The organism is Streptosporangium roseum DSM 43021, assembly GCF_000024865.1.
GTDB classification, from domain to species: Bacteria; Actinomycetota; Actinomycetes; order Streptosporangiales; family Streptosporangiaceae; genus Streptosporangium; species Streptosporangium roseum.
The window spans coordinates 8690188-8714859 of record NC_013595.1 but is presented as its reverse complement, the minus strand read 5'-3'; the positions used below and the strand labels follow the sequence as shown (position 1 = coordinate 8714859).

Sequence of the window (24672 nt, the reverse complement as noted above, 5' to 3'; positions counted from 1 at the left end):
GGGGATAGGTGATGAGGCGTTGGCTCGAAGGAGGGAATCCCATGACCATCGCAGGCGGCATCATCCTCATCATGCTCGGCGCCATCTTCACCTGGGCGGTCGAGTTCGACATCGCCGGGTTCGACATCAACGTCGTCGGCGTCATCCTGATGCTCGGCGGTCTCGCGTGGTTGCTGTTCGCGATCTACCGGATCAGCGTCGCCCGGCGGGCCGTGGCACCCACCACTACCACCACGGTGGTCGAGGACCCGGTGACCCACCGCCGCGTGTACGAGGAGCGCGGCTACACCGACCCTCCGGTCGTGTGATCCGGTCACTCCCCGGTACGAGAGCTGAGGTTCCAGGGGCCTCACCTGCCCGATCCGACCTGGGCACACCCGTTAGCGCCCGGCCGTCTCGGGTAGATGAGGTCTTTCAACGAGTGTGAACGGAGGACGGGACGTTGAGCAGGGTCGTATCCCGAGGGACGAGCGCCGTGAGCGGAATGATCGGCGGTGCCATCGCCGGCGCCATCTTCAAGCAGGTCTGGAAGTTCGCGTCGGGCAAGGACGACGCGCCCCAGGCGACGTCCGATGAGTACGGCTGGCGAGAGATCCTGGTCGCGTCGGCCATCCAGGGCGCGATCTTCGGCGTGGTCAAGGCCGCGATCGACAGGTCCGCGGCGCGGAGCATTCACCGAGCCACCGGCAAGTGATCTCGCGCGAAGAACCCCCGCCCCTTCGAAGAGGGGCGGGGGTTCTTCGCGTCCGGAGCGTCCGGAGCCTCCGGGGGCGCGCCGGACCCGTCAGGACCTTCCCCGGCGGGCGAGCGCGGCGACGGCGGCTCCACCGGCCAGGGCGAGGGCCGCCAGGCGGCGGTGGCGGGAGAGCCACGCCTGCGCGCTGCGGGCGTGGGAACGGTGGTCGAAGGTGCCGTGGGCGCCGTAGTCGTCGTCCTCGTCGGCGGGCTTCCACAGGTTGGCCACGCCGGTGGGAGCCTGGGCCTTCGTCTGCTGGCTCTCCCGGCCGGAGCGGGCGAGACAGCGGTCGAGCAGCCCGGGGGCGATCCGCTGTGCGAGCAGGGTGGCGGCCGTCGAACCGCCCACCCAGTATTCACGCCGCCCTGGATGCTCGGCCGCGAACACCAGCGCCCGCGCCGCCACCTCGGGATCGTAGATCGGCGGAACCGGCTGGGGATGACGGCCCAGCCTGGACAGCACCCAGGAGAACTGCGGGGTGTTCAGCGCGGGGAGCTGCACCATGGTGATCTTGATGCCGCTCCCCTCGCCGAGCAGCTCGGTCCTGACCGACTCGGTGAACCCCTTGATCGCGTGCTTGGCCCCGCAGTAGGCCGCCTGCAGCGGGATGCCCCGGTAGGCCAGCGCCGATCCGGCCTGCACGATCGTCCCCCGGTCGCGGGGACGCATCAGATCCAGCGCCACCCGCGTCCCCCAGACGTAGCCCAGGTAGGTGACCTGGGTGGCCCGCTCGAACTCCTCCGGCGTGATCTCCGAGAAGGGGGCGAAGACCGAGGAGAAGGCCACATTGATCCAGACATCGATCGGCCCTACGTCCCTCTCGATCCGTTCTGCGGCATCTCTGACCTGCTGGTAGTCGGACACATCGGCCTCGTAGACCAGACCGGTGCCACCCGCCGCGCCGGCCTCCACCGCGGCGGAGCCCAGACCGGTCGTACCCCGGGCGATCAGCGCCACGGTGGCGCCGCGGGCGGCCAGTCGCCTGACCACCGCCCGGCCCACCCCGCCGCTGGCCCCGGTCACCACCACGATCTTGTTCTTCATGGCTGTTCCTCCTCCGGCTCAGGCGGCCCCCGTACCCGGGAAGACACCGGTCATGCCGGGCGACCGGCCGAGCGAGGTGAGCACGTCCGTGTAGACGGCGACGGTCTGGGCGGCGACCCGGCCCCAGTCGTAGCGGGACCTCGCCCGGTCGGCGGCGGCGATGCCGTACGCCGTGAGCAGGAACGGGTCGGCGAGCAGGCCGCGCAGGGCGCGGCCGAGAGCGGCCGGCTTGCGCGGCGGGACCAGCAGGCCGGTGACGCCGGGGACGACCGTGTCCAGATGCCCGCCCACGGCGGAGGCGACCACCGGCACGCCGCAGGCCATGGCCTCCAGCGGCACGATGCCGAACGGCTCGTACCAGGGCACGCTGACCACGACGTCCGCCGCGCGCATCAGTGCCGGGACGTCGTCGCGGTCCACCTTGCCGAGGAACCGGACACGGTGCGCCACACCGCACATCTCGGCGATCCGCGCCAGGCGGGCCGGCTCCGGCTCGCCGGGAGCGCCGCCCGCGACCACGAGCGTGGCGTCCGGCACGTGGCGCAGTGCCCGGATCGTGGTCTCCACGCCCTTGCGCGGGACCGCCCGGCCGATGGCGAGCAGGATCGGCCCGGGGCCTAGGTCCATCTTCGGGCCGGTCGGGGTGAAGGCGTCCAGGTCCACGCCGCAGGGGACGATGCTCGTGGAGTTGCCCGGCATCCGCATCCGGCCCAGCTCCGCCACCTCGTCGGCGCAGGTCGCGATCACCGCGTCCGCCTGGCGGGCGACGAGCGCCTCGGTCTCGATGCGCTCGCGCGGACTGGTGTCGGCCTTCCCCTGGTGGCGCCGCTTCACCGTGCCGAGCGCGTGGAAGGTGTGCACGGTGGGCACCGCGGTGTCCCGGGCGGCGGCCAGCGTGGCCAGGCCGCTCATCCAGAAGTGGCTGTGCGCGAGGTCGGGCGGTCCGGCATGCCAGCGCCGGGCGAGCCACCGGCTGAAGTCCGGCATCCAGGGGAGCAGGTCGTCCTTGGCCAGGACCACGGCGGGACCGGCCGGGACGTGGACCACGGTGACCCCGGGGGCGAAGTCGACCTCTTCCGGCTGGGAGGGGGCCTCCCTGCGGGTGTAGACGGTCACGTCGTGTCCCCGAGCGGCGAGGGCGCGGGAGAGGGAGGCGACGTGGACGTTCTGTCCTCCGGCGTCGGCACCGCCGACGGTCGCCAGAGGGCTGGCGTGCTCGGACACCATCGCGATCTTCATGGGCACGGCTCCATGTCGTGACATGTGAAAGCAACGTGCCTGCGTCTTAGGCATCCGATTGGCTCTCCTTCCCCCCAAGAGCGTTTTAAACGCGTTTGACCTTGGGTTTCTCGGGAACGCGATCGTTTTGAACGAGAGGAGTTCGACGATGGAGGCTCCGCAATACGTCGCCGCGCGCGTGCAGCGCGCGCTGGCTGAGGACGAGAGAACCCATGAGCTCGGCATCCGGGTGGACGTCCGGGGCGAGCAGCTCTTCCTGCGCGGTCAGGTGACCGGCGACGAGCGCCGTGCGCTGATCGCCGACGTGGCGGGCGAGGCGGCCCCCGGCCTGACGGTCCGCAACGAGATCACCGTCATGGAGGTCCGGGGCCCGGGAGAGGAGGAGAAGCTGTGAGAGAGCTGCGGATCGCGGCGGTCGGAGACGTGCACCTGGACGAGAGTCTCAGGGGGCGCTACCGCGAGCGGCTGGACGGCATCGAGGAGCACGCCGACGTGCTGCTGCTCGCCGGAGACCTGACCCGGCACGGCACGCTGGAGGAGGCGCGCGTGGTGGCGGACGAGTTCCGCGACCTGCCGATCCCCGTGGTGGCCGTGCTCGGCAACCACGACCACCACTCCGACCTGCCCGCCGAGATCGCGTTCATGCTGACCGAGGCCGGCATCGCGGTCCTGCACGACGACGCGACCGTGCTCGACATCGACGGAGTACGGCTCGGCGTGGTCGGCGGCAAGGGCTTCGGTGGGGGATACGCGGGCAAGTGCGCCAGCGATTTCGGCGAGCCCGAGATCAAGGCGTTCGTCGGGCACACCAAACGGATCGCGGAGCGCTGGCGGGTGGCGCTCAAGGAACTGCAGGCCGACCGGAGGGTCGTGCTGTCGCACTACTCCCCGGTCAAGGACACCCTTCACGGGGAGCCGCTGGAGATCTACCCCTTCCTCGGCAGCTACCTGCTGGCCGAGGCGGTGGACGCGGAGGGCGCCGACCTGATCATCCACGGTCACGCGCACGCGGGGACCGAGAAGGGCGTGACCCCCGGGGGCATCCGGGTGCGCAACGTGGCGCTGCCGGTGCTGGGACGGGCGTACGGGGTTTACTGCCTGTAGTCCCGGGTCGCCCCGGTGCCGGTATCGGCGCCGGGGCCGGTTTATGTTGCGGGCCGTCAAGGCGTGCGGACGTGAAACCGTTGACGCGTGAAGCCGTCGGCGCATGAAATCGTTGACGCGCGAAGCCGTGAGATTTCAAGCAGTGGGCCCTGAAGTAATGGGCGGTAAGGCTGTGAAGCGGGCTGCGCGGTTTTTCGTGAAGGCATGAAGAAGCGGGCCGGGCGAGAACCCGGCCCGCTGAGGCTTCTGGTGGTAATTCGGGGCGACTTGAAGTTCGGTGTGGATTCTGACGGGAACTTACGCGAGCCATCAGCCCGCGTCAGACATTGAAGATGCTCACACCTCCGGGACCGACCAGGAAGCCGAGGACGATGAGGACGATCCCCCAGAGGAGATCGCGACGGGCCAGGATGACATAGATCCCGGCGACGACGAGAACAACTGCGATGATCCAGAGCAAGGTAGCCATAAGAAGCCACTGCCCTCACAATTCACGACTTAACATCCTTGGTTCGGTACAGATCGACAATCGGCTGCAGGATCCAGAGCCAGCCGCTGGCCAGCGCGATCACGCCGCCGAACAGCGCGGCCGGCCACGCGTTGATGACCGTCTCCGCGACGAGCGCCACCGAGCTGGTCATCGCGATCGCAAGCCCGACGGCACCGGCGACGCCGAGCTCGTTGGCGCGGTGCAGCATCTTCTCCTTCAGCCCGGTCCGGAACAGCAGGCGGTGCTGGGCGGCGGGGGTGATGAAGCAGATGGAGGCCAGTGCGGCGCTCAGCAGCGCGATGAAGAACAGCCAGCGGCCGAGGGCGTCCACCTTGTGGAAGCCCGCCGCGAACGGCAGCGTCAGCAGGAAGGCGAACAGGACCTGGACGCCGGTGACGGCGACCCGCAGCCCTTGCATGAGCTCGCCGAGCTCCCGGTCCACCCGCTCCTTATGGCTCTCACCCGGCTCCGCTTCCTCTTCACTGCGGCTCCCATCGGGCTCTCGCCCTTCGTTTCGTACCTGTTCGGGCTGAATCATGCAGGGCATTTACCCGAGTCAAGGTTTGCCATGCCTAGCTGGGGATCTACGGGGTAAGCGGGGGTCATGGGAAGCCACAGTCACGAGGTAACCGACGCGATTCTGGAAACACTGAAGCGTGCGAGCAGCGGCCTGAAGGACGCGGACGTCAGGTTCGCTCTCGCCGGAGGCTGTGCGGCGTACGCGCGCGGGGCGGCCCCCTCGCTGCACGACGTGGACTTCGTCCTTCCCCAGGAGGATGTGCCGACCGCCCTGGAGGCACTACGTGGACTGGGTTTCGAGACGGCCAAGCCGCCGGAGGACTGGCTGGTCAAGGCTTATGACGAGGGCAGGCTGGTAGACCTGATCTTCTCGATCTGCGACCATCCCGTCACCCCGGCGCTGCTGGAGCGGGCCGAGCCGATGAAGGCGTCGGCGGTGATCCTGCCCGTCCTGGAGGCCACCGACCTGGTCATCTCGTGGCTGCTGCCGCTCTCGGAGCACAGCTGTGACTACGGCTCGCTGCTGCCCCAGGTGCGGGCACTGCGCGAGCAGGTCGACTGGGACCGGGTCGCGGCGGTCGCGCAGGCCTCGCCGTACGCGTTCACCTTCCTGACCCTGCTGGAGCGGCTCGAGGTGATCCCCGGTGCCCTCGATCCGACCGGCGACCCGTCCTGGCCCTGATCTGACCTGGTCCTGACTCTTCCCCGGCCTGGTCGTGACCCGTCCCTCGGTGTGAACGCCCAGATCTGAACGCCCTGGCCCCGAGCCTCCGTCCGGCGGAGGCTCGGGGCCTCGGCTGTCCCACCGGGCGCGCCGGGGGTACGACCGGCGGAACCGGGCGCGCGGCGGAAGGGCGTACAGAACGGCGGAGGGGCCCCGCCTCGCGGCGGGGCCCCTCCTGTTCACCGTGCGGGGTCAGTAAGTCCCGCCAGGGCCGGCCCCGAAGGGGAAGCGGCCGTAGTACTCACCGACGGTGTCGCGGTAGGTGGGCTCCTTGAAGGTCGCCTCGTCGAACTCCGGAGCGTGCTTGATCTCGTCCTTGGTGCGCGCGACGTAGATCTTGCGCTCCTGCGGGTCGATCCGGGTCACCGTGCTCGCCGGAAGCAGGACCTTCTTGCCGAAGATCCACGGACCGGTGTCGACGACGATGTAGCTCTCCCCGACGTCGTAGGTCGCCTCGTCGACGGAACCGATTTTTCCGTCGGTGGCCTCTACGTGGTAGCCCGCAATGTCGAGGCTCTTGTTGACGTCATAGACATCGGCTCGATAAGTCCAGAGCTCAGACATAGTGCGTATCTCCCTTTCGGTTGATTCTCCGGGCTCAACTCTCGTACCCGAGAGAAGGGGGATAAACGGACCGTGCTGAGTTCTACGGAATCAAAGCCGTGGCTTGTCCTCCTCCGAGGGGAATCATGGAATCCGCCCGCGGTGTCCGCGAGGGCCTCGATCAGGTGCCGACGTAGGCCGCGAGGTGCTCGCCGGTGAGGGTGGAGCGGGCGGCGACGAGGTCGGCGGGTGTGCCCTCGAAGACGATCCGGCCGCCGTCGTGGCCGGCACCGGGACCGAGGTCGATGATCCAGTCGGCGTGCGCCATGACCGCCTGGTGGTGCTCGATGACGATGACCGACTTGCCGGAGTCGACGAGCCGGTCGAGCAGGCCGAGCAGCTGCTCGACGTCGGCGAGGTGGAGGCCGGTGGTCGGCTCGTCGAGGACGTAGACGCCGCCCTTCTCGGCCATGTGGGTGGCCAGCTTGAGCCGCTGCCGCTCGCCGCCGGACAGCGTGGTGAGCGGCTGGCCGAGGCTGAGGTATCCGAGCCCGACGTCGGCGAGCCGGTTGAGGATGGCGTGCGCTGCCGGCGTGCGCGCCTCGCCGGCGCCGAAGAACTCCTCGGCCTCGGTCACCGACATCGCGAGCACCTCGCTGATGTCGCGGCCGCCGAGGTGGTGGTCCAGCACCGATGCCTGGAACCGCTTCCCGTCGCACTCCTCGCAGACGGTGGCGACGCCGGCCATCATCGCCAGGTCGGTGTAGATGACGCCGGCACCGTTGCAGTTGGGGCAGGCGCCCTCGGAGTTGGCGCTGAACAGCGCCGGCTTCACGCCGTTGGCCTTCGCGAACGCCTTGCGGATCGGGTCGAGCAGGCCGGTGTACGTCGCCGGGTTGCTCCGTCGCGAGCCGCGGATCGCGCCCTGGCCGATCGACACCACACCCGCGCCGGCGGGGATCGACCCGTGCACGAGCGAGCTCTTGCCGGAGCCGGCGACGCCGGTGACGACGCAGAGCACCCCGAGCGGGATGTCGACGTCGACGTCGCGCAGGTTGTGCGCCGTCGCGCCGCGGACCTCCAGCGTGCCCTTGGGGGTGCGCACCGTCTCCTTGATGGCGGCCCGGTCGTCGAGGTGGCGGCCGGTGAGGGTGCCGCTGCCCCGCAGTCCTTCGAGGCTGCCCTCGTAGCAGACGGTGCCGCCCGCCGTACCGGCGCCGGGGCCGAGGTCGACGACGTGGTCGGCGATCGCGATCGCCTCCGGCTTGTGCTCCACGACGAGCACCGTGTTGCCCTTGTCCCGCAGCCGCAGCAGCAGGTCGTTCATCCGCTGGATGTCATGGGGGTGCAGGCCCGTGGTGGGCTCGTCGAAGACGTAGGTGACGTCGGTGAGCGAGGAGCCGAGGTGGCGGATCATCTTGGTGCGCTGTGCCTCGCCGCCCGACAGCGTGCCCGACGGCCGGTCGAGCGAGAGGTAGCCCAGCCCGATCTCCACGAACGAGTCGAGGGTCTGCCGCAGCGTGGCGAGCAGCGGCGCCACCGACACCTCGTCGAGGCCGTGGACCCATTCGGCCAGGTCGCTGATCTGCATCGCGCAGGCGTCGGCGATGTTGACGCCCTTGATCCGCGAGGAGCGGGCGGCCTCGTTGAGCCGGCTGCCGTCGCACTCGGGACAGGCGGTGAAGGTGACGGCCCGGTCCACGAACGCCCGGATGTGCGGCTGCAGCGCATCCCGGTCCTTGGACAGCATCGACTTCTGGATCTTCGGGATCAGGCCCTCGTACGTCAGGTTGATGCCGTCGACCTTGATCTTGGTCGGCTCCTTGTGGAGCAGGTCGTGGAGCTCGGCCTTGGTGAACTTGCGGATCGGCTTGTCGGGGTCGAAGAAGCCGCAGCCGCTGAAGATCCGGCCGTACCAGCCGTCCATGCTGTAGCCGGGAATCGTGAGCGCGCCCTCGGCGAGCGACTTGCTGTCGTCGTAGAGCTGGGTCAGGTCGACGTCGGTCACGCTGCCCATGCCCTCGCAGCGCGGGCAGGCGCCGGCGGGCGTGTTGAAGCTGTAGTGGAACGACGGCCCGGCACTCGGCTCGCCGAGCCGGCTGAAGACGATCCGCAGCATCGCGTTGGCGTCGGTGGCGGTGCCGACGGTGGAGCGGGAGTTGGCGCCCATCCGCTCCTGGTCGACGATGATCGCCGTTGTCAGCCCCTCCAGCAGGTCGACCTCCGGCCGTGCCAGCGTCGGCATGAAGCCCTGCACGAAGGTGCTGTAGGTCTCGTTGATCATCCGCTGCGACTCCGCGGCGATCGTGCCGAACACCAGCGAGCTCTTGCCCGAGCCGGAGACGCCGGTGAACACCGTCAGCCGGCGCTTCGGGATCTCGATGCTGACGTCCTTGAGGTTGTTCTCGCGCGCGCCCTGCACACGGATCAGATCGTGGCTGTCGGCAACGTGTGGTGCAGGCGACTGTGTGTCCGTCCTCGGGGTCATGCTCATCCTGTCTCCATCTGTTACGTGGGGCCGCCTTCGTGGCCTCCGTCGGCGTCGCCTCGCTCGATCTAACCAGCTTTGAGTAGTACGTCTGGTTCTCTTTTTTTGCCTGCGCGGTCGTGGCAACGGGCCCCTGCCCACCTGATCGGCGGTGTCGGCCGGGGTGGCGCCCGGGTCGTTGTACGGAAGCCCGCGTGGACGGAGATGTCCACGGCAATCACGCTAGATGCGGCTCGGGGGGCGGCGCTTCTTGATTCCTGATCGGTCCGGCCGCCTGTTCCGCCCCGCAGGACGGCGGCCCCGCCGTCGTGTGCTCGACGCGCCGCGTAAGCAGGTAGCCGCCGCTGATATGCCGTGACCGACACATGTCATCTCATGTACGGATTACAGAGCTGAATCCGGTACTCTTGTCGTGGTCAAGCGCCGCTAGCTCAGTTGGTTAGAGCAGCTGACTCTTAATCAGCGGGTCCGGGGTTCGAGTCCCTGGCGGCGCACCGGTGAGAAGCCCGGATCGACATGGTCGATCCGGGCTTTCTCCGTCTCCGGGTGCCTCCGGCGGCAGCCGCGGAACCGCGTGCTCGTGATCCGTCCCCGGCGTGCCGGCGGGCGTCCACGCCGACCTGGTCACCGGACGGCACCCGTCTGGTGACCGGCTCCCGCGCGGAGGACGCCGCGAGGCCCTGCTCGACGTGCATGGGAAGCCGCGAGGCCCTGCTCGACGTGCATGAAGTCTGATTCGCCGGAAATGTCAGTCTCAGGAGAGACGATGAAGATGTGAACACGAGGTGAACGATCAACCGGGCTCCGCCGAGGTTCCACGGAACCGGCGGGCCCCGGGGAGAGAGGCGCACGATGCCGACAACGATGAGCGTGTCCGAGCTGGCACAGGTTCTCTTCGCCTCCGCGCTGCAGGCATCCGACGATCCCTCGCCGGACCAGGTGCGTACGGTCATCGAAGACGGGCTCCGTGCCTGTCACGAGGACCTCACCTCCTGTGCGGCCTGTGTCGCGCAGGAGGCCGGGGATCATCCCGAGGCGTACGCGACCCGGATGCGCTGGGCCCTCTGCGCCGCCCACCAGGTCGACCCCGCCACCCTCGCCACGGCCTGACCCCTGCCGGCGGGCCCCGGCGTGGTGGTGACAGGCCTCGGTCGTCCTCCGTCCAGGAACCGTGGAACCCGGCCGCCGCACGGCCGGATGCCGTGGCGGGTGAACCGGTGGCGGGGCCGGCGCGGCGGCTCAGGCGTGCTCGACCCGGCGGGCTCCCGCCGGGTGGGGCCCCCGCCCGGGGTGGAGGGCGCCGTCGGCGAGCACGATCACCGCGTCGCCGGGGTGGAACGTGAGGTCTGTGCTCTTCGGCGGGTTCAGGACGATGCCGCCTCCGACGGTCCCGGTGGCCGCGCCGGCGGCGCGATAGCCGATCGCCACCTCGTCGTACGCGCGCGCCGCCGCCACCACGGTCGCGTAGTTGACCGGGACCGACAGCCGCACGTAGTCCTCGGCGGGCCGGATGTAGATCTCCTGGCCTCCGGCGTCGAAGAGGTCGGCGAACAGCCCGTAGCGGTGGGGGTTCTCGGCGATCTGGATCATCAGAAGGCTGGTGATCTTGGAGCTGACGATGAAGTCGTCGACCTCGGTGACCTCGACGAGCCGCCTGTCGCAGTCTCTGGCGATCTCCGTCACCAGGCTGTGCCGCCAGCCGTTGTCCCTGCTCATGTCCCTGACGTGGAGGAGGGTGAGGAGCGTGCGCGAGTCGGCGACCTGGGCGTCGACCCGGTCGCCGGCCAGGATCAGGACATGGTCGTAGGATCCCAGGCCCAGCGAGTCGAGGGTGTCGCGCCGCGTGACGTCCTCGGTCGCGTAGCTCAGGGTCAGGTTCCCCAGCCGGGCCGACAGGCTGCTCACCTGGGAGGTCACCCGGGGATCGTCGGCCACCACCGTCACCTGCGAGCCCGGTGGGATGTAGTGGTCGAACTCCGTGACGATCGCGGCCCCGCAGGCGTTCCAGCCGAGGACCAAAACGCGGCGCGCCGCGGGTCCGTCCCGGCCGGTGACGGCTATCGCGTCCCGGTCCACCCCGGCGGACGTGTGGAGCGGCGCGGTGCCGTCGTCGTCCGCGATGACGACGAGCCGGTCGCCCACGCCGATCTGCGTCTCCCCGGCGGGGTTGAGGACAGCCTTCCCGCCCTGTTCCAGGCCGATGAGGGAGCAGTTCTCCAGGGCCGTCAGGGCGTCGCCGAACCTCCTGCCGGCCAGTTCCCCGGGCGGGCAGAAGTAGATCTCCTCCCCCTCGAAGCTGAGAAGGTCGCTGTAGACCATGGAGAGACCGGCATGCAGGCAGGTCTGCACCATGATCCGTGCGGCGATCTCGCCGACGTCGACGACCTGCGTGTTCGCCCCGCCCGCCAGGCGGGCCGCCGCGAGGTTGCGCGGGTCGCGGACGCCCGCCACCAGCTGGACCTCCGGCCGCACCCCCGCGGCGTCGAGGGCCAGGAGGGTCTTGACGGTCCTGGCGTCGGAGTCTCCGTCCTCGGCCCCCAGCACGATGACCGCGTGTGCCCGCTCGGGGCTGACGATGGCCACGTCGACCGGGTCGGTGGGGTTTCCGGTACGGCACACGACGCGCATGCGGCGGGGGAGGGCAGCCCTCTCCCTGATGGCCTCCTCCATGGTGACCCGGTCCATGTCGGCGAGGATCGCCACGCAGCTCCTTCCCCGGCTGGCGTTGGCGACGGCGAGCTCCGACAGGATCAGGAACACCTGCTCCGACCAGCCGAGCACGACGGTGTGGTCGTGTTCGATGACCCGGGAGCGGCCTTTCCGCAGCCGGGCCAGCTTCCGGTCGAGCCCGGTCTCGATCAGCCCGATGAGCGTGCTGAAGATCACGACTCCGGCCAGGGCGAGGACCAGCATGCTCGTCAGGAACACCGGGGAACCGATGTCCCGGGCCACCATGCCCGGCGACATGGTGCGCATCAGGCCCGACCACAGGGCCGAGGGCAGGTCCATGGAGTGCGGGGAGAGGGCGAGGATGGCCATCGCGCCGACGGCCGCCATGACCAGCGCCACGACGGCGAGCAGGCCGATCATGGTCCAGGCGCCCCGGGAGATGAGGTTGTCGAAGCGGTACCGCAGGCGCCTCAATCGCGAGCCCCCCTGCCCTTACCTGTAGTTATCAAGCAGAACGGAAAGTAATTATGACCCGTCTCAGGGGACGGCCGGGGGTTCTGCGGCAAAAAGGCGCCGGCCGGACCTCGTCAGGTCTGACCGGCGCCGGGGGGCGGATGGGGCTAGCTGACGTTGGCGCAGATCACGTAGACGCTGATGCCGACGTCGTTGTAGTTGTTCTGGCGGCCGAGGCCGATCCAGCCGGCACCGTCATCGGTGGGGAAGGAGCCGACCAGGATCGCGTCGTTGCCCTGCGCCTCGGCGCCGCCGCCGATGGCCCGCTTCCCGGAGGGGCACCGGACCGTGCGGCGCTGGAAGTTGGGGACGTTGGCGTTGGGCAGCTTGACGACCTGGTAGCCCGTGAAATCGGCGGCGGTCGGGGCGGCCGGGACGGAGGCCGTGGCCGGCGTGGCGGCCGCCACCGTGGTCAGGCTCGCGCAGCCGACGAGGGCGGCGAGGGCGATGGTCGTGAGCCTCTTGCTTCGCATGCTGTCTCCTGGGGCAGGTGGTGCTGGAGTGGTCACGGAAAGTAAATAAGTTGCTACGCAGAGTGTCCAGCCTTGGTTCTGTCACCGTACGGCCAGTTGTGCCTGGTGCGGTGAATGTGATCCATCCCGGCCTCCGGACCTCCTCGCCGCCCCGCCGGCCGGGTGGCCCGGGGCGTTACGGACCGGCCGGCCGGCGGCGGACGGCTCCGGAGGGAGAGCGCTCTCACGTCAGGGTACGGCCGGCGCCCGGCGCCGGCCAGGGTCGCGCCGGGGCCTTTTCTCGCCGCCGAGACGCGTGCTCGGTGCAAGAATCACCTATTTCATGGGGCGATTCCCTCCCGTCTGCGCTTCCTTCTTCCGGCTTTCCGTTACCGGCGCGAAACGTTGACGTCCCTGACACGGGCCGTTACTTTCGCGGTAAGAGAGCGCTCTCTCGCACGGTCCGCCTCAGATCATCGACTCCTCCCCGGAGGCACCCCCCATGCATCCCTCCATCCGGACCACGGGTCCGGACAGTGCGCAGCCCCGTGAAAGGCGACTCATCCACCGTCCGTGGGCCCGCAGGCGCGCCCTCGTCGCCGGCGTGGCCGTCGCGATGGTGGCCGGCATGTTCGGCCTCGGTCTCGCCCGGTCCGCCGAGGCGGCCACGGTCGGCGCCGGCAGCTATGCCGACACGCTGCCCGCCGGCCGCTCGCTGCCGACCGGCTGCGGTTCCATCTCCACCAACCCGCGCCAGTGGGTGACGGCCAACGCTCCCGCGGGAGCCGTTCCGACCAACGACTGGTGGTCGTCGATCCTCTACAAGAAGACCGACTGCTCCTACGGCGAGCCGCTGCACGCCCACCCGATCTCCTACGACACCTCCGGCACCGGCCTCAGCTTCTCCTACACCACCACGCCCGCGATCAGCGGGACGGCCACCGGGGTAGGGGAGTTCCACTACCCCTACGTCCAGGACATCCAGGTCGGCGTCGCCGGGCTGAACTCACCCGACGTCAAGGTCGACGGCTGGAGCGACTGGACCGTCACGCCGTACTGGAGCGGCGGCGGCCGGACCATGAAGGCCACCATCGGCCACGGCCTGCCGTTCGGCTACTTCCAGATCACCGGCGGGGACGCGCGGATCACCGCGGCCGGCACCCCGTCCGTCTGGTCCAACAGCGGCGCCACCATCGGTTTCACTGTCAACGGGCACGACTACGTCGCCTACGCGCCGACGGGCGCCACCTGGGCGGTCAGCGGGACGACAATCAGCTCCTCCCTCGCGGGCCGGGGCTTCTTCTCGGTGGCGGTCCTGCCCGCGGGCGGCGACCGCGCGGCCCTCGCGAACACCTACGGCCAGTACGCGCACGCGCACGTCACCGGCACCCGGGTCTCCTACTCGTACAACCCGGCGAGCAGCACGCTGAGCACGACGTACGCCTTCACCACCACGGCCCGGCAGGGCGGCGCGACCGGCACGGTCACGGCCCTCTACCCGCACCAGTGGAACCATCTGACCGGCTCGACCCCGCTCGCGCAGACCTACGTCTCCGCGCGCGGCCAGATGAAGATCGTCACCGGGACGCAGTTCACGACGTCCATGAAGTACACCGGCGTGCTGCCCGAGGTGCCCGCCGTCGGCGACGGCACCGGAGCCGACCTGGCCACGGTCACCGGCCTCCTCAACGCCGAGCTCGGCAACCCGATGGACAACCGGGGCGACGACACCTACTGGACCGGCAAGGGACTGGGACGCGCCGCGCGCATCGCCGAGATCGCCGACCAGCTCAACCTGACCTCGGTGCGCGACGCGGCCCTGGGCGCCATCCGCACCCGCCTCAACGACTGGTTCACCGCATCGCCGGGCAAGACCTCCCGGGTCTTCTACCTCGACCCCGCCTGGGGGACGCTGATCGGCTACCCGGCCTCCTACGGCTCCGACCAGGAGCTCAACGACCATCACTTCCACTACGGCTACTACGTCGCGGCCGCCGCGACCCTGGCCAAGTACGACCCGAACTGGGCGAAGACCAGCCAGTACGGCGGCATGGTCGACCTGCTGATCCGCGACGCCAACAACTACGACCGCGGCGACACCCGCTTCCCCTACCTGCGTGACTTCGACATCTACGCCGGCCACGACTGGGCGTCGGGCCACGGCGCGTTCGGCGCGGGCAACAACCAGGAGTCCTCGTCCGAGGGTATGAACTTCGCCAACGCGCTGATCCAGTGGGGGCAGGCCACCGGGAACACCGCGGTCCGCGACGCCGGCGTCTACATCTACACCACGCAGGCGGCGGCGATCCAGGAGTACTGGTTCGACGTGCGCGACCAGAACTTCCCGGCGGCCTTCGGTCACAGCACGGTCGGCATGGTCTGGGGCGACGGCGGCGCCTACGCCACCTGGTTCAGCGCCGAGCCGGAGATGATCCAGGGCATCAACATGCTCCCGATCACCGGCGGCCACTTCTACCTGGGCGACAACCCCGCCTACGTGACCACCAACTACAACGAGCTGACCAGGAACAACGGCGGGCCGCCCACGGTGTGGCGGGACATCCTCTGGGAGTTCCTCGCGCTCGGCAACGGAGACGCCGCCCTGGCGAACTTCCGCGCCAACAGCGGCCTCACCTCCGAGGAGGGGGAGAGCAAGGCCCACACCTTCCACTGGATCCGGAACCTGGCCGCGCTGGGCACGGTGGACACCTCCGTCACCGCCAACCACCCGCTGGCCAAGGTGTTCAGCAAGAACGGCGCCCGGACCTACGTGGCTGCCAACATCACCGGCGCCGCGATCACGGTGACCTTCTCCAACGGCACCACGCTCAACGTGCCGGCGGGCAAGACGGTCACCTCGGGCGCCCACACCTGGAGCGGCGGCAACGCCGGGGGCGGCACCGGCCCGAGCCCCCAGCCCACCCCGACGGTCACGCCGACCGTGGGCCCCTTCGCCGCGACGCGCTATCCGCAGGCGGGCGGGGGCCTGCCGGGCGCGGCGGGTACGGCGGGCACCGTCACGCTCGCCGCCGCCAACGGCAACCACGACGGCACGCCCGTGAACGCGCAGATCTTCACGGCCACCGGCCTGACCGCCGCCCACAACGGCGGGGCCACCGCGTTCGACCTCTTCGTGGACGCGGGCACCACCGTCGCCAACGGCGTCCAGGCCCGGGTCTCCTACGACCTGACCGGCGACGGAAGCTGGGACCGGGTGGAGACTTACCGCTACTTCGCCACCGACCCGGTGGCCGGCTGGGAGCACTACACCCAGGCAGCAGGCCTGCAGTCCTCCTCCGGCACGCTCGGCAACCTGTCCGGCGGCCGGGTGAGGGTGGAGGTCTGGAACGCCATCGGCGGCGGGGTGACCACCCTCGGCACCGGCGACCGTTCCGTGGTGCGGCTGCCGTTCGGCTGATCCGCGCACGGGTGCCGGTCCCGCCGGCACGTGATCGGCTGATCCGCCGGCCTCCGGCTGATCGGCCGGCACGTGCCGGTCCCGCCGGCACGTGGGGTGGCCGGGAGCGGGGACCCCGGCCACCCCCTCCGCGTGCCACCACCCGTGGCTGTTACGCACATGTCTCCTGACCGTCGCCCAACCCGCCGTACGAGGCGGGTATACCTTGATCAGTCTGGACAGCAGCCGGCGCGGGCCGAATCGTCGGCACGTGGGAGAGACAGGGCGATGAGTAGAGAGCTGGTCATCCGCGTCACCCATCACGAGGAGACGGGCTGCGCCGTGCTCACCGTGAGGGGGGACATCGACCGCAACTCCAGCCCTCTCCTCAGGGAGGCCATCGGAGAGCTGGTCTCCGACCGGCGCGTCAGGATCGTCCTCGACGTCGAGGGGGTCACCTTCTGCGACTCCAACGGCCTGCGGACATTCCTCAGCGGGATGACTTCGACCTTCGAGGCGGGCGGATGGCTGCGGCTGGCGGGGGTGCGGGGCCATTTCGAGCGGCTGCTGCGCATGACCGACCTCTACAATTTCTTCTCCATCGACGCCGACGTGCCCGGCTCGCTGGAGCACGCCTCCCGAGGAGGCTTCCGGCCCTCCGGATGAGAGCCGGAGGCGGTGCGGGCCCGCACCTGCCGGACATGTATTAACACCGCATTAACTCTGATTTAGCGCTTCCGGAACAGGCGAGTTCCACGCTCTCACCACGGTGTGCTTCACCGATCTCACGGCCCCTCTAGAACTCCGAGGCCCATCGGGGATATTAAGGGATTTGTTGCCGGCGATCTTCGAGGTCCGTGCACAGTGAGGAGCGGTACGTGGCGGAGTCAGCCCCGGCGCAGGGCCAGTCCGAGCCCATGTCGTACGACCACGACCAGTTGGAGAAGAGGGTCGCACCCGGCTTCGGCATGGTCGGCGGCGATCTCCACGAGGCGGTCAAGCGGGCGGCGGACGCGCTGAAGGCCCTCGGCGACCTGCCGAGCGGCGAGGAGACCGACCAGAAGTTCCTGCGGTGGTTCACTCCCAAACGCGACCAGATGCTCGCCCTGACGGACGACCTCGCCGACGCCTACGGCGACATCGGGGACGGCCTGCTCGCGATGCACAGGGGCGTTCTGGTCCTCGACTGGGGCATGGCGGACGACCTGACGAAGCTGCCGGACTACCTGGCCGACGGCCCGGCGGCGAAGCGGGACGGCGCCTGATGGCGATCTCGCCGATGCTCGGGCTCAAGGTGCTCTTCGGCGCCGGCATGGGCTACCTGGTGGCCCTGCGGATCTACGGCGGCGTGACGGCTCCGGAGATCCCGCCCGACAAGCTCCGGGAGATCGCGCGGATCTTCAACCGGCTCGCCGACGACCTCGACGGCGGGACGGGGGAGAACGCCGACAAGGGCATCGCCGATCGCGCCGACGCGCTGGCCGCCTCGGTCTGGGACAACGGGCGCAACAGCGGCCAGGCCGTGGATGCGTTCCGCGGGCTCTACCAGGGGGCCGTCTCCGGTTACGCGCCGCTGCTCGCCAAGGACTGCCGTGTCGTGGCCATCGGCTGCCAGGCCTACGCGGAGCTGGTGGAGGACGCCCACGAGGGCCTCGCCCAGCTGGAGGACCTGATCCTGCAGATCATGTGGGTGGTGACGTTCCAGCCGATGACCACCGCCCTCTACGGGGTCGCCGCCGCGCGGATCGCCGCACTGATCAAGGCGGCGAAGGGCCTGAAGTCCACCTTCGCCCTGAACGCGGCGAGGATCATGGAGATGACGGTTCCCAAGTACGCCATGACGACGCTCTTCTACATGGCCATCGACGGCGCGGCCTACGCGGCCGGCTCGATGGCGATCACCAAGGGCGTCCAGCTCGCCCACGACCGTCCGCTCGGCTCGGCGGGGGAGAACGCGGAGGAGTTCGGCAAGATCGTCGGCGCGAACGGCGCGTACGTCCTCGGGTACGACCTCGCCAAGCTTCCCTTCCGGGGGATGCCGACCACCCGGGGCATCGAGCTCGGGGCGCGCCTGATCGGCTCGGGGCTGGGATACACCCCCGCCTACAGCGCCATGGACGGCGACGGGGAGCTGCTGCCCACCTACGACGAGTGGGCGGCCAAGTTCAGCGGGCACGGACTGCGGGCGGTCATCTTCCCGCCCGGGTGGAAGTTCAAGTAGCGAAGGAGCATGCCGTGGGTTACCCGGACGAGGCGGCCCTGCGCCGGATGGAGGACGGCCTGGGCGACATCGTCGGCGAGGGGGAGGCCGCCGACGGGCTGGTCCGCGCCGTCACCGACGCGGCCGGCCGGCTCGTGAAGATCACCTTCAATCCGCGGGTCATGCGCATGGACAGCCAGGCGCTGGCGGAGGAGACCGGCGCGGCCGTACGGCGGGCGCAGGAGGACGGGCAGCGCAGGACGCACGAGCTGGTCGGCGGGGCGCTCGGCAGGTCGGCGCCGGAGCACCTGCCCGATCACACGGAGTTCTGGAACGGGCTGCGGGAGATGCGGGAGGCGTTCGACCGGTCGATGACCGACCGGGAGGCGGAGGTCGCGCGGCGGCTGCGCGATCTGGACTAGCTCCGCGGGCCCGGACCGGAGGCCGTTCCCCTTTCGAAGTCCATCGCATCGGTGCGGGCCGAATATTGACTACAGGAGAGTCATTTCAGTCAGGGCCGGAAGAAAGGTTGGGTCTTCTCAAGGGGTGGCGGGCGAGCTATCAAGAGCTCAGAGCCAGTTGTGAACCAGGCATTCCAGCGCCGCGACCTGCTTGTCGTACGGCGTCGCGGGCGTGCCTGGTCGCCCAAGCCCCCCAAGTGGAACGAGGCCGACATGCACAGGTTACGAAAAGCGATGTTCAGGATCCTCTGTGTGACGTTCATGCTCGCGGCCGGTCTCGTGACCGTCGCCGCGAGCGCCCAGGCCTCCGTCCCCAACCGATGGGGATTCGCCCACGTCAACGTCAACTCGGGCATCCCCGACCCCGCCCGCCAGGCGGGGAGCTGGGGCGCCGGGTTCAACGTCACGGTCGCACCCGGCGGGGTGGGGCAGACATACGTGACGTTCCCGCAGCTCGCGATCGACGGCGGCGTCGTGCACGTCACGGCGATCTCCCAGACCGCCTACTGGTGCCAGGCCCAGAAGTGGGGTCCGGTGGGGCCCGACCTGGTCGTGGTGGTGCAGTGCTACAAGTACGGCGGCGGACCGGTGTTCACCCCGTACAGCATCGTCTTCGAGCAGAGCACGGGCACCCTGCCCGCTCCCCAGGCGTTCGGCTACGTCCACTACGACGGCGCGTCCATCGCCAGCCAGTTCAACTCGGCTCCGGCCGTGAACACCGTCGCCGGAGGCGGAGGGGTCTGGACGGTCACCCTGCCGGGGCTGGGCTCGGCCGGGCCCGCCGGGAACATCCAGGTGACCGCGGTCAACCCGGTCCAGCCCGCCCGCTGCAAGGTCGGCGGCTGGGCCTCGGCCGTCGGCGCGCAGACGGTCCAGGTCCGCTGCCACAACGCGACGAACGTCCCGCTGAACACCGGCTGGACGCTGACCTACCAGCGTGAGCGGGCGATCACCGGGGCGGCTGTCCCGCCGAAGAACTTCGCCTACACCTTCGACAACACCCCGGCCAACCCCGGGCCCTACTCACCGGTGCCGGCGGCGGTCAACTACAACTCCCAGCTCGGGATCAACACCGTGCAGAACGCCGGGCTGGGCCAGCGGCTGGTGACCTTCCCGAGAGTCGGCGTCCTGCCCGACGACGTCCAGGTCACCGCCTACGGCCCCGGCCCCGAGTACTGCAACCTGCAGACCCTGTGGAACACCAGCGGAAGCGTCGCGATCGTCCGCAACGTCGTCTGCTACAACGGCACCACCCGTGTGAACCAGCCATCTTTGACCACCTACACCTCGGCCTTCTGACCGGTCCCTGAGCTCCGCCGCGGGTCCCGTACGGCATGCCGTACGGGACCTCTGCCGGTCAGGGGGCGCTTCCGGCGGGCCCGGCGAGAGACACCCCCGGCCTCGTTCGGATCTGCCTGACCTGCACTGATGCAGGACGCTGGGATTGAAGGCTCAGTGCGTTTACGATGACAAGCCGGGGTTCGGGTTCGAGTACGGCGCGGGCGGCCGCCCGCTATGGACGGCGCGGGACCCGCTGAGGTCATCCGGGCGGTGTTGCGCAAGGCGGGACGGCGGGAGTTCAGCGAGCGCCGCGTCTCCCTCGTCGTCGAGGAGGCGGCGAGTCGTTCGCAACCGGGCCTCGGCGGCCCAGTGAGGTGCGTTCCACCGGTCGGCGATGGTGGCGGCCTGGGTGAAGTGGGCGGCGGCCTCGTGATCGCGGCCGAGGAAGACGGCCAGTTCACCGAGGGTGTGGGCGACCGGGCGCAGCGCCACCGACAGGCTCGCGGCGCCCGCCGGGGGACCGTTGCGGTGCGGAAGCAGCGTCGCGTAGATCTCCTCGGCGGCGTCGCGGTCGTTCAAGGCGACGATGGCCATCGCGCGCAACGTTGTGAGGAAGGTGAAGAAGAAGTCGGGGCGGATCGGGCTGGGTGACGCACGGACCTGGCGGGCTTCGGCGTCCAGGCCGTTGGCGTGGAGGGCGAGCGCGAGCAGGTCGGAGGTCATGGGGCCGAGCGCGGCGTGGAGGGCGCGCACGTCGTCCAGGTGCGCACCGAGCGTGCCCTCGTTCAGCCAGATCGTGGCCAGAGCGAGTTGGAGAAAGCCCGTGTGGACCGATCCGGCGCGCCGCATGCCCTCGTCGGCCTTGATGTAGAGGAGTTCGGCGTCGGCGAATCGGCCTTCGATGAGCGCCAGGCTCGCCAGCGTGATCTCGGCGGCGGCGATCGCCTCGCGCATTCGGTAGGTGCGCGCGAGTTCCAGGGCCTCGGTGGTCACCTGGTGCGTGGTCACCGGGTCGTTGGCGGCGGCGGCGACGCCGGCATGATTGAGCAGCCCGGTGACGCGGTAGACCGGCAGGTCGTGCTCGGTGCCGATCTCCACGAGCTCCCGGCAGAGCTCGGCGTCGCCGTGGACTTCGGCCAGGATCTGGAGTGCCGCGGCCCGCAGCCGGGGTTCGGTGGCGAGGTCGAGTGCCTCCTGCGCTGCCTCCACAACCGTCGGGTCGTCCTCGCCGACCAGTTCGTGCGCGTAAGCCGTCAGGAGCCGGGACCGCACCGAAGGGGTCAGGTCGCGCTTCAGCAGGCGGCTCAGGCGGTCGACGATGGGCCGGTCCACCGTGCCGTACGTACGGGCCTGCCAGGGGGTCGGCTCTGTCCACGCGGTGAATGCGGCGATCATCAGGTCGTCGCGGCCCAGGGACTCTGCGTACTCCACGGCTTCACGGCGTGTCTCGCGGGCGGCTGCGACGGCTCCCGCCCGGATCTGCGCGCGCAGCAGCCTGCCGAGCAATTCGACGCGTTCGTCCGGTCCGGTCGAGTTGGCGACGGCGTCGGTGAGGAGGTCGGCCGCCACGTCGTGGGCGTAGCGGGCCTCGGCACGCTCGGCGGCCTGGACGCAGTAGCCGACGGCCTTCGGTGAGCCGGCGCGCGCGTAGTGGTGGGCCAGCGCCGCGATGTCGTCGGTGCCTTCAAGAGCGGCGGCGATCCGGGCGTGCATGCGGGCTGTGCGGAGGCGGCTGAGGTCGGTGACGAGCGTGTCCCTGACGAGGGCGTGGACGAAGCGGATGAGGCCTGGGCCAGGCTCGTCGAGGAGCCCGGCGATGACGCCCGCGTCCAGCGCGTCCATCACGCCGTCCTCGTCGGTGTCGGCGGCCTTGACGAGGACGTCCACTGAGCTTTCCCGGCCTGCGACCGCGGCCAGCCGGAGGATGGACACGCCGCCTTCGGGCAGGCGCGCGAGCCGCCGGCGGAGGACGTCCCGTACGCCTTCGGGAACCTCGGAGAGGGCGACCAGCGCGCCTTCGCCGTTCAGCAGCCGGGCGCTTTCGCGCACGTAGAACGGGTTGCCGCCGGTGCGCTCGGCGATCCCTGCGATGGCCTCCTCGTCGGCCTCGCATTCGGTCCGTACGAGCTCTGCGACGGCCTCGTCGTTCAGCCCCGGCAGCGCTAGGCGCAGGGGCGTGGCGCGCGCGAGGGAGGCCAGCGTTTCGGTGAGGTGCCCGCTTTCGTCCGCGCGGTACGCGGCGACGATCAGGATCGGGGCCCGCATGCGGAGGCCGCCGCCGAGCAGTTCCAGCGTGGCGGCGTCCGCCCAGTGCAGGTCGTCCAGCACGACGGCGACCGGGCGTTCCGTGGCGACCGCCGCGAGCCACTTCCACACGGATTGGCGCAGCCGGAACCGTCCCGCGGTGGCGTCGTAGTCCGCCGGCCCGGTGTCGGTGAGCAGCGGCGCGAGGTCGTCCGCGAACCCACCCGGGGACGTGGTCGCGGCAACGGCTCTCAGCGCCTCCGTCCAGCCCCAGGCGGGCGGCGCGCTGTCGACCTCGGGGCAGCGGCCGACGGCGACCAGCCACCCGTCACGTTCGAGCCGCCTGCCGAGGTGTTCCAGCAGCGTCGACTTGCCGAGCCCTGCCTCGCCGGTGACAAGGGCGATGCGGGCGCCGTCGGCGGCGGCCTCGGCGGCGGCCGTGACCAGTGCCGACAGCTGTGCCTCGCGTCCGACGAACGGCGCCTCGATGCTCGGAGCCGGCCGCGGTAGCGGTGCGGTCGGCGGTGGCGGGGGCACGGACGCGCGCATGACGTCCGTGCGCTGGGTGAGGATCGCCTCCTCCAACGCCGTCAGGTCCGGGCCAGGGTCGAGCCCGAGCTCCTCGGCGAAGATGCCGCGGGCGCGGCGGAGCGTCGCCAGCGCGTCGGCTTGGCGGCCACTGCTCCACAGTGCCAGGGCGTGCAGCCGCCAGCCCTCCTCGCGCAGCGGCTCATCGCGGGTGAGCCGCTCGGCCTCGGGAACCACCGCGGCGGGGTCGCCGATTCGCAGACCCGTCGCGACGTGCAGCTCGGTGGCGACCAGGCGCAGCTCGTTCAGCCGGGCCGTCTCGGCGCCGGCCCACGGCTCGTCGGCGACCTCGGCGAACGCCGGCCCCTGCCACAGCCCCAACGCCTCGGCGAGCCGAGCCTGGGCGACGCGCGGGTCGGTGACCGTACGGGCCTGGTCGAGCAGGCCCTCGAACCGCCACGCGTCCACGGACTCCGGCGGCAGCCGCAGCGCATAACCGGGAGACGCGCTCACCAGCAGCCGGGCCGGCGTGCGCGGCGGACGCCCGGGCTCCAGCGTCCGACGCAGGTTGGACACGTACGCCTGCAAGGACATCAGCGCCCGCGCGGGCGGCTCCCCGCGCCACAGATCCTCGATCATCCGGTCGACCGGCACGACCTGCCCACGCGCCGCCACCAGCAACGCCAGCACGCCCCGCTGCCGCGGCCCGCCCAGGGGAACGGGCTCGCCGCCGACCTCGGCCCCGAAAGAGCCCAGCACCCGGATGAAGACCATGATCCGCACATTTTACGTGGACGTTCCAAGTCGGCTCCAAATCCCCTCCAAACACCCGGGAGCAGCCTGAACACGTCGCAACTGATGAAGGGCAGGAACAGATGAGCGTCAACACCCAGGACATGGAGATCGTCCACCGCGTGCTCCGCCGTGAGTCACGGCTGCTGATGGAGCTCGTCGCGGCCGTCACCCCGGGTGACACCGCTCGCGCCAAGGTGATCGCCGACCACTTCCACGTCTACCGGCTGGGCCTGCACAACCATCACGAGGGCGAGGACGAGCTGCTGTGGCCGCCACTACTTTCCCGGGTGGACTTAGAGGCCGACATCGTCCTGCGCATGCAGGCCCAGCATGAACGCGTCGCGGCCACCCTGACCAGGCTGGACGCCACGGTCCCCGCTTGGGAGGCCACCGCGGGCGCCGACGAACGCGACACCCTCGTGGCCGCCCTCTCCGAGCACCGCGCGGTCCTGCTGGAACACCTCGACGACGAGGAGACCACCCTCCTTCCGCTGGCGGCCAAGCACATCACACAACAGGAGTGGGCCTCCCTGGGCGACCACCTGGTGAACAACACTCCCAAGCTCACCCTGCTCACGCTCTTCGGCGCCGTTCTGGAAGACGCGAACCCGGCCGAGCGCGCCATCGTCCTCAGCGGCCTCGCCGCTCCGGTCCGCGTCATCTGGCACGTCATCGGCCGCCCCCGCTACGCCCGCCACATCCGCCGTGTCCGCGGCTGAACCCTGCCCAGTCTGAACATCAAGGAGAACAACCATGTCGCTGAAGAAGCTCAACACCGTCCTGGCCACCGCCGTCGTCCTGTTCACCCTCTACCTCGGGTTGTCCTTCGTCCTGCCCCTCGAGACGTCCTTCCCGGGCCTGCCGAACTGGCCCTCTGGCGACAGCGGTTTCCCTGTCGTGAAGGGCAGCCGCGAAATCGCGATGGGCCTGGCCATGGGCATCCTGCTGGTGACGGGCCACCGCCGCGCCCTGGGCTGGGTCCTGCTGATGGTGGCCGTCGCCCCGTTCGGCGACATGGTCAACGTCCTGGCCCACCACGGCTCCACGGCCGCCGCGTTCGGCATCCATGGCCTGACCTCGGCGCTGATCGCGGTCACGGGGTTGCTGACCCTCCGCGAGACCAGCAAGGCGCGCAAGGCCCAAGAGACCGCCACCCCAGCGCCCGCCGCGCAGCCCGCCTGACGTCCCCGCAGTGCAGCACGGTATTCCTTCGCATTTTCTGACAACTCGAAAAGGGAGACGAC

At 70.1% G+C, this 24672-nt stretch carries 23 protein-coding genes and 1 tRNA gene; 15 read left to right on the top strand and 9 right to left on the bottom strand.

Translation table 11 applies throughout. The features are described from left to right. Window positions 1-41: 41 nt before the first annotated feature. Entirely contained in the window at window positions 42-308 is a 267-nt protein-coding gene (locus tag SROS_RS38095) for a DUF6458 family protein (protein ID WP_012894291.1), read from the top strand. Between the two features lie 167 nt (window positions 309-475). After that, on the top strand, window positions 476-694 hold the full coding sequence (locus SROS_RS38090; protein WP_269324029.1) for a DUF4235 domain-containing protein: 219 nt from the start codon (window positions 476-478) through the stop codon (window positions 692-694). A gap of 90 nt (window positions 695-784) precedes the next feature. Here SROS_RS38090 and SROS_RS38085 read toward each other — a convergent pair whose 3' ends face one another. After that, window positions 785-1780, bottom strand: coding sequence for an SDR family oxidoreductase (locus SROS_RS38085; protein WP_012894289.1), 996 nt, complete (start codon window positions 1778-1780; stop codon window positions 785-787). A gap of 18 nt (window positions 1781-1798) precedes the next feature. Further along, entirely contained in the window at window positions 1799-3019 is a 1221-nt protein-coding gene (locus SROS_RS38080; RefSeq protein WP_012894288.1) for a glycosyltransferase, read from the bottom strand. Between the two features lie 148 nt (window positions 3020-3167). Between SROS_RS38080 and SROS_RS38075 the strand changes: the two genes are divergently transcribed. Next, entirely contained in the window at window positions 3168-3413 is a 246-nt protein-coding gene (locus SROS_RS38075) for a BON domain-containing protein (RefSeq protein WP_031171137.1), read from the top strand. After that, entirely contained in the window at window positions 3410-4123 is a 714-nt protein-coding gene (locus SROS_RS38070) for a metallophosphoesterase family protein (RefSeq protein WP_012894287.1), read from the top strand. Before SROS_RS38075 ends, SROS_RS38070 begins: the two co-directional genes overlap by 4 nt. 319 nt (window positions 4124-4442) lie before the next feature. Here the strand turns inward: SROS_RS38070 and SROS_RS51440 are convergent, their stop codons facing one another. After that, the gene (locus SROS_RS51440; RefSeq protein ID WP_012894286.1) at window positions 4443-4592 is read right to left on the bottom strand and encodes a GPGG-motif small membrane protein; all 150 of its coding nucleotides are present in this window, start codon (window positions 4590-4592) and stop codon (window positions 4443-4445) included. A gap of 22 nt (window positions 4593-4614) precedes the next feature. Next, the gene (locus SROS_RS38065) at window positions 4615-5151 is read right to left on the bottom strand and encodes a DUF6328 family protein (protein ID WP_281047978.1); all 537 of its coding nucleotides are present in this window, start codon (window positions 5149-5151) and stop codon (window positions 4615-4617) included. 66 nt (window positions 5152-5217) lie between these two features. Between SROS_RS38065 and SROS_RS38060 the strand changes: the two genes are divergently transcribed. After that, on the top strand, window positions 5218-5814 hold the full coding sequence (locus SROS_RS38060) for a nucleotidyltransferase family protein (protein WP_012894284.1): 597 nt from the start codon (window positions 5218-5220) through the stop codon (window positions 5812-5814). 234 nt (window positions 5815-6048) lie between these two features. Here the strand turns inward: SROS_RS38060 and SROS_RS38055 are convergent, their stop codons facing one another. Together SROS_RS38055 and SROS_RS38050 are read right to left on the bottom strand one after the other, a co-directional pair. Next, window positions 6049-6420 carry a PRC-barrel domain-containing protein gene (locus tag SROS_RS38055; RefSeq protein WP_012894283.1) on the bottom strand — a complete coding sequence of 124 codons (372 nt, stop codon included), beginning with the start codon at window positions 6418-6420 and terminating at the stop codon, window positions 6049-6051. Between the two features lie 160 nt (window positions 6421-6580). Continuing rightward, window positions 6581-8887 carry an ATP-binding cassette domain-containing protein gene (locus SROS_RS38050; protein WP_012894282.1) on the bottom strand — a complete coding sequence of 769 codons (2307 nt, stop codon included), beginning with the start codon at window positions 8885-8887 and terminating at the stop codon, window positions 6581-6583. Between the two features lie 420 nt (window positions 8888-9307). Here SROS_RS38050 and SROS_RS38045 point away from each other — a divergent pair. Both SROS_RS38045 and SROS_RS38040 read left to right on the top strand, forming a co-directional pair. After that, window positions 9308-9381, top strand: a tRNA-Lys gene (locus tag SROS_RS38045). Window positions 9382-9751: 370 nt separating this feature from the next. Continuing rightward, a complete protein-coding gene (locus tag SROS_RS38040; protein ID WP_043653769.1) occupies window positions 9752-9997 on the top strand; it encodes a hypothetical protein in 246 nt (81 codons plus the stop codon). A 129-nt stretch (window positions 9998-10126) separates the two neighbouring features. Here the strand turns inward: SROS_RS38040 and SROS_RS38035 are convergent, their stop codons facing one another. Together SROS_RS38035 and SROS_RS38030 are read right to left on the bottom strand one after the other, a co-directional pair. Continuing rightward, window positions 10127-12031 carry a CASTOR/POLLUX-related putative ion channel gene (locus SROS_RS38035; protein WP_012894281.1) on the bottom strand — a complete coding sequence of 635 codons (1905 nt, stop codon included), beginning with the start codon at window positions 12029-12031 and terminating at the stop codon, window positions 10127-10129. Window positions 12032-12177: 146 nt separating this feature from the next. Then, window positions 12178-12543: a hypothetical protein gene (locus SROS_RS38030; protein WP_012894280.1), complete on the bottom strand. Its 366-nt coding sequence runs from the start codon at window positions 12541-12543 to the stop codon at window positions 12178-12180. A 583-nt stretch (window positions 12544-13126) separates the two neighbouring features. Between SROS_RS38030 and SROS_RS38025 the strand changes: the two genes are divergently transcribed. From SROS_RS38025 to SROS_RS38000, 6 genes are all read left to right on the top strand, one after another. Further along, on the top strand, window positions 13127-15940 hold the full coding sequence (locus SROS_RS38025; RefSeq protein WP_218919751.1) for a glycosyl hydrolase: 2814 nt from the start codon (window positions 13127-13129) through the stop codon (window positions 15938-15940). 267 nt (window positions 15941-16207) lie between these two features. Continuing rightward, complete coding sequence (locus tag SROS_RS38020) at window positions 16208-16585, top strand: STAS domain-containing protein (RefSeq protein ID WP_012894278.1); 378 nt, start codon at window positions 16208-16210, stop codon at window positions 16583-16585. A 212-nt stretch (window positions 16586-16797) separates the two neighbouring features. Beyond that, the gene (locus SROS_RS38015; protein WP_012894277.1) at window positions 16798-17184 is read left to right on the top strand and encodes a hypothetical protein; all 387 of its coding nucleotides are present in this window, start codon (window positions 16798-16800) and stop codon (window positions 17182-17184) included. Then, window positions 17184-18140 (top strand): hypothetical protein, encoded by a 957-nt coding sequence (locus tag SROS_RS38010; RefSeq protein ID WP_012894276.1) that lies wholly within the window; start codon window positions 17184-17186, stop codon window positions 18138-18140. The genes SROS_RS38015 and SROS_RS38010 overlap by 1 nt, the downstream gene beginning before the upstream one ends. A gap of 14 nt (window positions 18141-18154) precedes the next feature. Next, window positions 18155-18541: a YbaB/EbfC family nucleoid-associated protein gene (locus tag SROS_RS46545; RefSeq protein ID WP_012894275.1), complete on the top strand. Its 387-nt coding sequence runs from the start codon at window positions 18155-18157 to the stop codon at window positions 18539-18541. A 291-nt stretch (window positions 18542-18832) separates the two neighbouring features. Next, complete coding sequence (locus SROS_RS38000) at window positions 18833-19879, top strand: hypothetical protein (RefSeq protein WP_148269334.1); 1047 nt, start codon at window positions 18833-18835, stop codon at window positions 19877-19879. Window positions 19880-20041: 162 nt separating this feature from the next. On the opposite strand, the gene SROS_RS37995 is transcribed toward SROS_RS38000, so the two are convergent. Next, on the bottom strand, window positions 20042-23407 hold the full coding sequence (locus tag SROS_RS37995) for an ATP-binding protein (RefSeq protein ID WP_012894273.1): 3366 nt from the start codon (window positions 23405-23407) through the stop codon (window positions 20042-20044). 101 nt (window positions 23408-23508) lie between these two features. Here SROS_RS37995 and SROS_RS37990 point away from each other — a divergent pair, with 101 nt between their 5' ends. Both SROS_RS37990 and SROS_RS37985 read left to right on the top strand, forming a co-directional pair. After that, the gene (locus tag SROS_RS37990; protein ID WP_012894272.1) at window positions 23509-24147 is read left to right on the top strand and encodes a hemerythrin domain-containing protein; all 639 of its coding nucleotides are present in this window, start codon (window positions 23509-23511) and stop codon (window positions 24145-24147) included. A gap of 34 nt (window positions 24148-24181) precedes the next feature. Beyond that, on the top strand, window positions 24182-24610 hold the full coding sequence (locus SROS_RS37985; protein WP_012894271.1) for a DUF4267 domain-containing protein: 429 nt from the start codon (window positions 24182-24184) through the stop codon (window positions 24608-24610). Window positions 24611-24672 lie beyond the last annotated feature (62 nt).